The organism is Archangium sp., assembly GCF_036389735.1.
Classification (GTDB): domain Bacteria; phylum Myxococcota; class Myxococcia; order Myxococcales; family Myxococcaceae; genus Archangium.
Genome location: NZ_DASVWK010000082.1, coordinates 1 through 7,502 on the forward strand (window position 1 = coordinate 1; position 7,502 = coordinate 7,502).

The 7,502-nt window shown below is 69.7% G+C and carries 7 protein-coding genes; 1 reads left to right on the top strand and 6 read right to left on the bottom strand.

Features of this window, described 5'->3' with window-relative positions:
- From VF794_RS03260 to VF794_RS03280, 5 genes are all read right to left on the bottom strand, one after another.
- Nucleotides 1–755: serine/threonine-protein kinase (locus VF794_RS03260; RefSeq protein WP_331107601.1), on the bottom strand; the 755-nt coding region annotated here is incomplete at its 3' end.
- Nucleotides 756–855: 100 nt separating this feature from the next.
- Nucleotides 856–1,638, bottom strand: coding sequence for a hypothetical protein (locus VF794_RS03265; protein ID WP_331107603.1), 783 nt, complete (start codon nucleotides 1,636–1,638; stop codon nucleotides 856–858).
- A complete protein-coding gene (locus VF794_RS03270) occupies nucleotides 1,635–2,918 on the bottom strand; it encodes an ABC transporter permease (protein WP_331107605.1) in 1,284 nt (427 codons plus the stop codon). The genes VF794_RS03265 and VF794_RS03270 overlap by 4 nt, the downstream gene beginning before the upstream one ends.
- Nucleotides 2,915–3,610 carry an ABC transporter ATP-binding protein gene (locus VF794_RS03275; protein WP_331107607.1) on the bottom strand — a complete coding sequence of 232 codons (696 nt, stop codon included), beginning with the start codon at nucleotides 3,608–3,610 and terminating at the stop codon, nucleotides 2,915–2,917. Before VF794_RS03275 ends, VF794_RS03270 begins: the two co-directional genes overlap by 4 nt.
- Nucleotides 3,607–5,214: a hypothetical protein gene (locus VF794_RS03280; RefSeq protein WP_331107612.1), complete on the bottom strand. Its 1,608-nt coding sequence runs from the start codon at nucleotides 5,212–5,214 to the stop codon at nucleotides 3,607–3,609. Before VF794_RS03280 ends, VF794_RS03275 begins: the two co-directional genes overlap by 4 nt.
- 168 nt (nucleotides 5,215–5,382) lie before the next feature.
- Between VF794_RS03280 and VF794_RS03285 the strand changes: the two genes are divergently transcribed.
- Nucleotides 5,383–6,471: an alpha/beta hydrolase gene (locus tag VF794_RS03285; RefSeq protein ID WP_331107608.1), complete on the top strand. Its 1,089-nt coding sequence runs from the start codon at nucleotides 5,383–5,385 to the stop codon at nucleotides 6,469–6,471.
- Nucleotides 6,472–6,524: 53 nt separating this feature from the next.
- Here VF794_RS03285 and VF794_RS03290 read toward each other — a convergent pair whose 3' ends face one another.
- Complete coding sequence (locus tag VF794_RS03290; RefSeq protein WP_331107610.1) at nucleotides 6,525–7,334, bottom strand: hypothetical protein; 810 nt, start codon at nucleotides 7,332–7,334, stop codon at nucleotides 6,525–6,527.
- Nucleotides 7,335–7,502: the final 168 nt, after the last annotated feature.

Consider the following 7,502-nt stretch of genomic DNA (forward strand, 5'->3'; position numbering starts at 1 on the left):
GTGGAGGGCGGGGCCACCTCGGCCTTGCGCACCTTCTCCAGCACGCTGAAGTCGCTGTCGCCCACGAAGAGCCGCTCGCCGGTGAGCATCTCGTAGAGACACACGCCGATGGCGAAGATGTCGCTGCGGCCGTCCAGCGGCAGGCCGCGGATCTGCTCCGGGCTCATGTAGCCGAACTTGCCCTTGAGGATGCCGGCCTGCGTCTTGGTGGCCTTGCCCGCCGCCTTGGCGATGCCGAAGTCGATGACCTTCACCTCGCCCTCGAACGAGATGAGGATGTTCTGGGGCGAGATGTCGCGGTGGACGATGTTCAGGTCCTGGCCCTGGGTGTTCTTCTTGCGGTGGGCGTAGTCCAGGCCCTCGCACATCTTGGACACCAGGTAGGCCACCAGCGGGACGGGAGCGGCCTCACCCTTCTTCCGGCACCGGTCGAAGATGGCCCGCATGTCCTTGCCGGGGATGTACTCCATCGCGATGAAGTAGCTGTTGGAGATCTGCCCCAGCTCGTAGATCTGCCCGATGTTGGCGTGGTTCAGCTGGACGCTGATCTTCGCCTCATCGATGAACATCGAGATGAACTCGTCGTCCTCGGCGATGTTGGGGAGGATGCGCTTGATGGCGACGAGGCGCTCGAAACCTCCCGCGCCGAACATCTTTCCGCGCCACACCTCCGCCATGCCGCCGATGTTGATGCGGTCGAGGAGGAGATATTTCCCAAACGGGATGGGTTGCCGCTTCGGTTGAGTGGTCGTCACGGGGTGCGTGGCTCGGTGTGTTGAGAACCGAGCCTAGCGACCGCGCCTCCATAGGGTCAACCTTGGCCCGCGACCCTCCCCCGGTTGTCCCCTCTCCTTCTCAGGGGTTGGGAGCCGGAGCCGCCGGGGCCTGGGCGGGTCGCGGCTCCTCGGGAGGCCGCTGGAAGGGCCCCTCGGGGGTGCCCTCGGCCTCCTCCTGCTCGGGGAGTACGGGTTGGACGACCGCCACGTGCGGCTCACCGCCCTCTGACAGCACGGCCGGTCGACCAAAGCGCTCGCCCGCTGGCAAGCCGACCAGGGTGACCCAGGCCACCTCGCGCCCGGGGGCCACGCAGTAGATGAAGGTCCCCACCTCCAGGCCGGGCGCCTCCCCGACGGGCCCCTGGCAGTTCTCGCGCACCTGGAGCGACCAGCCCGGCGCCCGCGTCCCCCGTACCAGATACGGAGGCTGGCCCATGTCATCCAGCACGGGGCGCAGCACCGCCGGGTCGGCGGGCACGGTGCGCCCGTTCGTCAGCGTCTGGACCCGGTCCTGGAAGTGGCCCAACGACATGAGGGCCACATCCTCCGGGCTCAACGGCACCTGATTCTCCAGCAGCACCAGCTCCACGAAGAGCGTGCACACCAGGACGATGGGCAGCAGCCGGTAGCCCTTGAAGCCCTCGGGCCGCTCGCGCCACAGGCCCCAGAGGACCACGCCGAGCACCCCCACCGTGACGACCAGCACCCCCGCGGGCCACATCACCCGGGGCGGCTCCAGGAAGGCGGACACCTCGGCGCTCCGGGCGCGAAGGCCATCCAGCAGGCCGCCCCCGTAGAGCCACAGGAGAAGCAACAGGCAGACCGCGTTGGCGGTGACCGTCTTGGGCGCGGGGAGCTTCATCCGGCGAGCGTACGGGCGGGGTCCGTGGCGGCGGCGCGATGACTGGGGAACCAGGCCCCGGCCACCGCGGCCAGCAGTCCGAGCATCACCCCGCCCACCACGACGGGCCAGGGGAAGGAGAAGAAGCTCTCCGGCTTGAAGGGAAACTGCGGCAGGTAGGAGCGCGCCAGCCGATCCATGAGCACCGCGAGGAGGATGGCGGCGAGGGTGCCCAGCAGCCCCCCCACGAGCCCCACCACGCCCGCCTCGGCCAGGACGATGTTGCGCACGTCCGCGCGCGAGGCCCCCACCGCCTGCATGACCCCGATCTCCTTGGCGCGCGCGCGCACCGAGGCGCTCAGCGCATGAGCGATGTTCACCGCCGCGAGCACGCAGATGAGGATGGAGAGCAGCGCCAGCGCGGACGTGGTGAGGGTCACCGCCGCGCCCACGTTCTCCGCCAGCCGCCGCTCCTGGTCGTCGATCTCCAGGCCCATCTCCTTCACCGCCTCGACGAGGCCCGACACCGCGCCCGGGCTGGAGGCCACCAGCGTCACGCTGGAGTAGGTGTCCGCGTCCTGACCCAGCTCGCGGTTGAGGCGGATGGCGGAGTCCAGGGGGATGGTGACACCCGCGAGCAGCGCGCGGTCGGAGGCGCCCACCACCTGCACCTGCGTGGAGATGACGGGGGCATTGGGAATCGCGGCGGCCACGTAGGAGCGGTTGAAGTCCACCGGGAGGGTGAAGCCGACGAGCATCCCCGGCGCGAGCCTCGGCAGCTTGCGGGCCGGGGCGAAGGTGTTGTTGTAGATCTCCAGCAGCCGCGTGGAGATGAGGGCCGGCAGGGGCTGGCCCGGCCCGGGGTCCACGAAGCTCCCCTGTTGGACGTCCCCCTCGACGAGGCCGGGCTCCACGCCCACCGCGAGCACGTCCATGCCCATGCGCAGCCTGCGGCCGAAGAAGTCGCCGTCGAAGCGGCTCGCCGCGGGGGCGCGCACGCTCATCTTCCGGTACACCTTCTCCACGTCCGGCAACGCCTGGAGGCGCTCCACCATGGCCGCGTCCAGCTTGCCGCCCCCGAGGAACGAGCCGAGCGACACCGCGGGCGGCACCACGTCCACCAGCCGCGCGTCGTTGGGGAAGATGCGCTCGCGGATGACGCGGCCCACGCCGAGGCCCAGGCCCAGGAAGAAGACGAGCGCCCCCACGCCCATGGCCACGCCGAAGGCGGAGAAGAAGGCCCCCCGCCGCTCGCGCGACAGGCTCAGCCGCACCAGTTGGGTCAACGCCGCCAGCCTCATGACGCACCTCCCGCCAGCGCGGTCCGGGGCTCCTCGACGAGCCGGCCCTCCTTGAGGCGCAGCACGCGCCGGGCCGCCGAGCTCATCCGATCCTCGTGGGTGACGGCGAGCAGCGTGAGGCCCTCGCGGTGCAGCTCCTCGAAGAGGGAGATGACGCCGGCGCCCGTGGCCGCGTCGAGGTTGCCGGTGGGCTCGTCACAGAGCAGCAGCTTGGGGCCGGTGAAGAGGGCGCGGGCGATGGCCACGCGCTGGCGCTCGCCGCCGGACAGGCGCACCGGGGAGCGATCCTTCTTGGCCAGCAGGCCCACCCGGTCGAGCAGGGACTCGGCGCGCTTGCGTGCGTCCGCGTTGACGGCGCCGAAGTGCGAGGGCATCAGCACGTTCTCCACCGCGGACAGGTTGGGGATGAGGTGGAAGGACTGGAAGACGAAGCCCACGTGCTGGTTGCGGAAGCGCGCGAGCTCCGTGTCCTTCAGGCCGGACAGCTTCACCCCGGCCACCTCCACGTCGCCCTGGTAGTGGACGTCCAGCCCGCCCAGCAGGTGCAGCAGCGTGGACTTGCCACTACCCGAGGGGCCCACCACCGCGACGAAGTCCCCCTGCGCCACGTCCAGCGAGAGCCCGTCGAGGACGCGCACCTCGGTGCCGTCCCCATCCCTGTACTGCTTGACGATGTCGCGAGCGCGTATCACCGGGGAGCCAACCAGAGGGTGAGCTCGGCCTGGAGGGCCTTCTCCTTCTCGGAGAGGCCCAACGTCACCGCGCGGAGGTCATCCGTGGCCTCCAGCCAGCGCACGGTGGTCGCCTTGATGGCGAAGCCGCCGATGCCCCAGGCCTCGGAGGGAAGCGCCTTCACCGCGTCGGAGAGGCGGCGCAGGTCCAACACCGCCCCCAGCACCGGGCCGTCGAGGGCACCGCGCAGGTCCTCCGCCACGGGGTTGCCGCCAGCGGGGCCCTTGAGTCGCGGGAGCGCCGCCTCGAGGCGGGACCGCGGCGCGGCGAGCACCACCTTCTCCCCCACGATGGCGAAGTGCGCACCCTCACCCTGCCGGTACGAGGTGAGGTAGACGCGCTGGCCGTCGAGGTCCTCCGGCTTCACCTCGGCGCCGAAGCGCTGGGCGACGGCGGGCACCTTCTCCAGGGTGGCGGAGAGGCTGGCCGCGTCCTTCGTCTCGCCCACGACCACCATGTGGACGAAGCGGAAGGGGTTGGTGCGCCGCGGGTCCAGCGAGGGCAGGCCGGCACCGAGCTGCACGGTGGGCGCCAGGGACACGCCCGCGACGACCCCGGGCTTCAGCTTGTCCAGCAGCTCGCCCTTGAGGTCGAAACCACTCTCCTGCACGGCGCGGGTGACGGAGGCGCCGACGAGGTAGGGCCACACGCCGCCGAGCTGCGAGGGATCTCCCCGGAAGCGAGCCACGAAGACGCTGTCCTCCGGGAGGTAGCCGAGCTGCTCCGGAGCCTGCTGCGGGATGAGCGCGGCGAGCGAGGCCTGCGTGTCCGGCCAGGGCGTGTCCAGGCGCAGCGTCACCGCGCGCTCACCGAGCACGCCCGTCATGGTGACGGACTGGGTGGTGCCGGCCGGGACGAGGAAGCCGATGCCACCGGGGAGGAAGGCGTAGAAGTCGCGCTCGGCGGGCAGACGCTTGAGGGAGGCCGAGAGGAGCGGCTCCTCCGTGAGGGACTGGTCCGCGGCCAGCGTGGCGTATTTGGAGAGCTGGGAGACCATGGGGCCCGCGCCCAGCAGGGCGTAGCCCTCGGTGAAGAGGAGCCCCAGCGAGGGCCCCACGCCGGGCCGGCTGAAGGTGACGAGCGTGCCGCCGGGGACCTTCTGCTCGGCGCTCTGGGAGGCGCCGAGGCGATCCCGGGCGAGCTTGGCGAAGGTGTCCCGGAGGATCTTCTCGTCCTTCACGCCGAGCACGGTGAAGGCCTGGTCTCCACCGAGGAAGGCGGCACCGGCGCCCCGGGCCGGGTCGATGCCGGCGGCCTCCATGGCCTGGCGGCTGCGCAGGTCCACGCCCACCTGCCGCATGATGCTGGAGACGAAGGACTCGGCGGACGTGGCGTTCTGGAGCTGGGCGAGGAAGTTGGCCAGCTTGAGGTTCTGGAAACGGGCGAGCTTCTCGCCGAGGGCGCCGAGGTCGGGGACGACGAGGGCGGCCTGGGCACCGCGAGGCAGGAAGCGTGCGGGAGTGGTCGTCTTCGCCCCGAGGACGCCCTGCTTCTCACCGCAGCGGGAGCAGCCGGCGAACACGAGCAGGACGAGCAGGAGCCAGGGAGAGGCGCGGCGGAGCATAGAGGTGGGAGTGTGCGGGGGCATGGGCCAGCAGTCCAGGAGGCGACCTTGCCATAACTGGAGCCGCGCTGGGAGCATGGGTGATCAACCCGCCGCGCCACGAGTCCATCCCCAAACGGGGCGGTGGCAACCCCAGGGAGAGGGACATCCATCATGTTCGATTGCTCGATGCGCAGGGCAGGCCTGCTGGCAGCGGTGTTGCTGCTGACGATGAGTACGGCGGCGGAGGCCACGACCGTCCAGGTGTACTACGACGTCGGCTACGGCAACCGCATCACCATCCGGGGCAGCAAGGCGCCCCTGTCCTGGACCACGGGCACCAACGCCACGTGGACGACGGGCAACGTCTGGACGCTGACCTGGGCCGACTCGGTGGGCGACGTGGAGATCAAGCCGCTCATCAATGACGCGACCTGGTCCACCGGCGGCAACTACCGCATCCGCGCTGGCACCACGGTGAAGATCTATCCATTCTTCGGCCCGGCCACGGGCAGGCTCCAGTACGTCTCCAACTTCTACTCGCCGCAGTTCGGCAACTACCGGACGCTCACCGTCTATCTGCCGCCGAGCTACACGACGAACCCGCTCAAGCGCTACCCGGTGCTGTACGCGCACGACGGGCAGAACCTGTTCGATGCCTCCCGAGCCACCTATGGCGTCGAGTGGCGGATGGACGAGACGGTCAACTCGCTCATCGGCAACGGCCAGATGGACGAGGTCATCATCGTGGGCATGGACCACGGTGGCTCCAACCGCATCCACGAGTACACGCCGTGCTGTGATCCGCAGTATGGGGGTGGAGGCGCGGACAAGCACGAGCGGTTCGTCATCGACACGGTGCGGCCGTACATCAACCAGAACTTCCGGACGCTGACGACGAAGGCGAACACGGCGCTGACGGGCTCCTCGCTGGGCGGGCTGGTGTCGTTCTACGTGGGGCGGCGCAACCCGACGGTATTCGGGAAGCTGGCGGCGCTGTCGAGCTCGTTCTGGTGGAACAACCAGAAGCTGACGCAGGAGGTGGAGGCGTCCACGACGAAGGTGGCGGTGAACTTCTACATCGACGCGGGGACGGACGGCGACGGGCTGCCGGAGACGACGCGCATGAGGGACGCGCTGGTGGCGGACGGCCACGTGCAGGGCAAGGACCTGTACTACTACGTGGCGCAGGGAGCGGGACACAACGAGTCCGCCTGGGCGACTCGCCTGAACATCCCGCTGACGTACCTGTTCCCCTGGCAGAGCACGGTCTACTGAGGCTCTGACCCACCCAAACAAACAACCCTCTCCCTTCTGGGAGAGGGTTGGCCCTACCGCACCCGGGTCCCGTGCGGCAGCGGGCCCGACGTCTCCTCGCTGAAGTCGAGGAAGCGCTCCATATCGCGCACCGTCTCGTCGGTGGCCTGCGCCTCGGCGTTGAGCGTCTCCAGCTGCCGGTTGACGACCTCGGGGTCTCGGATGGCGATGGACTGCTCGTGCGTCAGCCGCATCAGGTCCTCGATGCTCGCGAGCTGGTGGCTCACCACCTCGCGGCTCTCCCCCGCCTGCTCGAAGCGCGCCAGCCGCCGCCGGAGAATCTCCAGCCGCTTCTCCTTGATGTCCTTGAGCCGTGGGTTCGTCTCCTGCACCAGCTCCGCCTCCATCGAGCGCACCTCCTTCTCCAGCGACACCCGGTCCGCCGAGTTGAGGTACGTGCGGTACTGGTTCAGCGTGGAGATGAGCCGCAGGAACGAGGTGAGGAGCGTGTCCAGCTTCTGCTCGCTGCTGGCCGACAGCACCCGCCCTCCGGGCAGCTTCGCGTAGTTGGCGAGGATCTTCTCCTTCAGCCCCAACAGCTGCTGGTAGTGCTCTCGCTGCGAGGGCGCCAGGTCCGACAGCAGCGACTCCACCTGCTTCTGTGCGGCCTCCTCGTCCTTTACCCCTGGCTCGCGCGAGCGCACCGCGCGCTGGAAGCGCTTCGAGGTGCTCGCCACGCCCAGGTACAGCCCCTCCACGCCCAGCGCTATCAGCGCGGGCACTGGATTCTCGGTGATCGCCGACGACGCCGAGGCGGTCAGCAGTCCCACCAGGTTGGCGGGCATCAGGAAAGCGGCCTTCAAGAAGTTGGGGGTACGGGCCACGGACGTCCTCGCCAGGGAGGCGCCCCACGGGCAGAGGGCTTCAGGGCCCTCGCGCCTCCGACACGTATTTCAGCGCGCCGAGATCGCGGGTGTCCTCGGCCGGCGGAGCGCCCGCCGTGCGCTTGATCTTCTGGTAGAGCGCCGAGGCGCTCTGGAACAGCTCGTCAT

What these genes read in the sequence shown, in the direction of transcription:
- VF794_RS03265 (WP_331107603.1), bottom strand. Translation starts at nt 1,638, where the DNA reads ATGAAGCTCCCCGCGCCCAAGACGGTCACCGCCAACGCGGTCTGCCTG.
- VF794_RS03270 (WP_331107605.1), bottom strand. Translation starts at nt 2,918, where the DNA reads ATGAGGCTGGCGGCGTTGACCCAACTGGTGCGGCTGAGCCTGTCGCGC.
- VF794_RS03280 (WP_331107612.1), bottom strand. Translation starts at nt 5,214, where the DNA reads ATGCTCCGCCGCGCCTCTCCCTGGCTCCTGCTCGTCCTGCTCGTGTTC.
- VF794_RS03285 (WP_331107608.1), top strand. Translation starts at nt 5,383, where the DNA reads ATGCGCAGGGCAGGCCTGCTGGCAGCGGTGTTGCTGCTGACGATGAGT.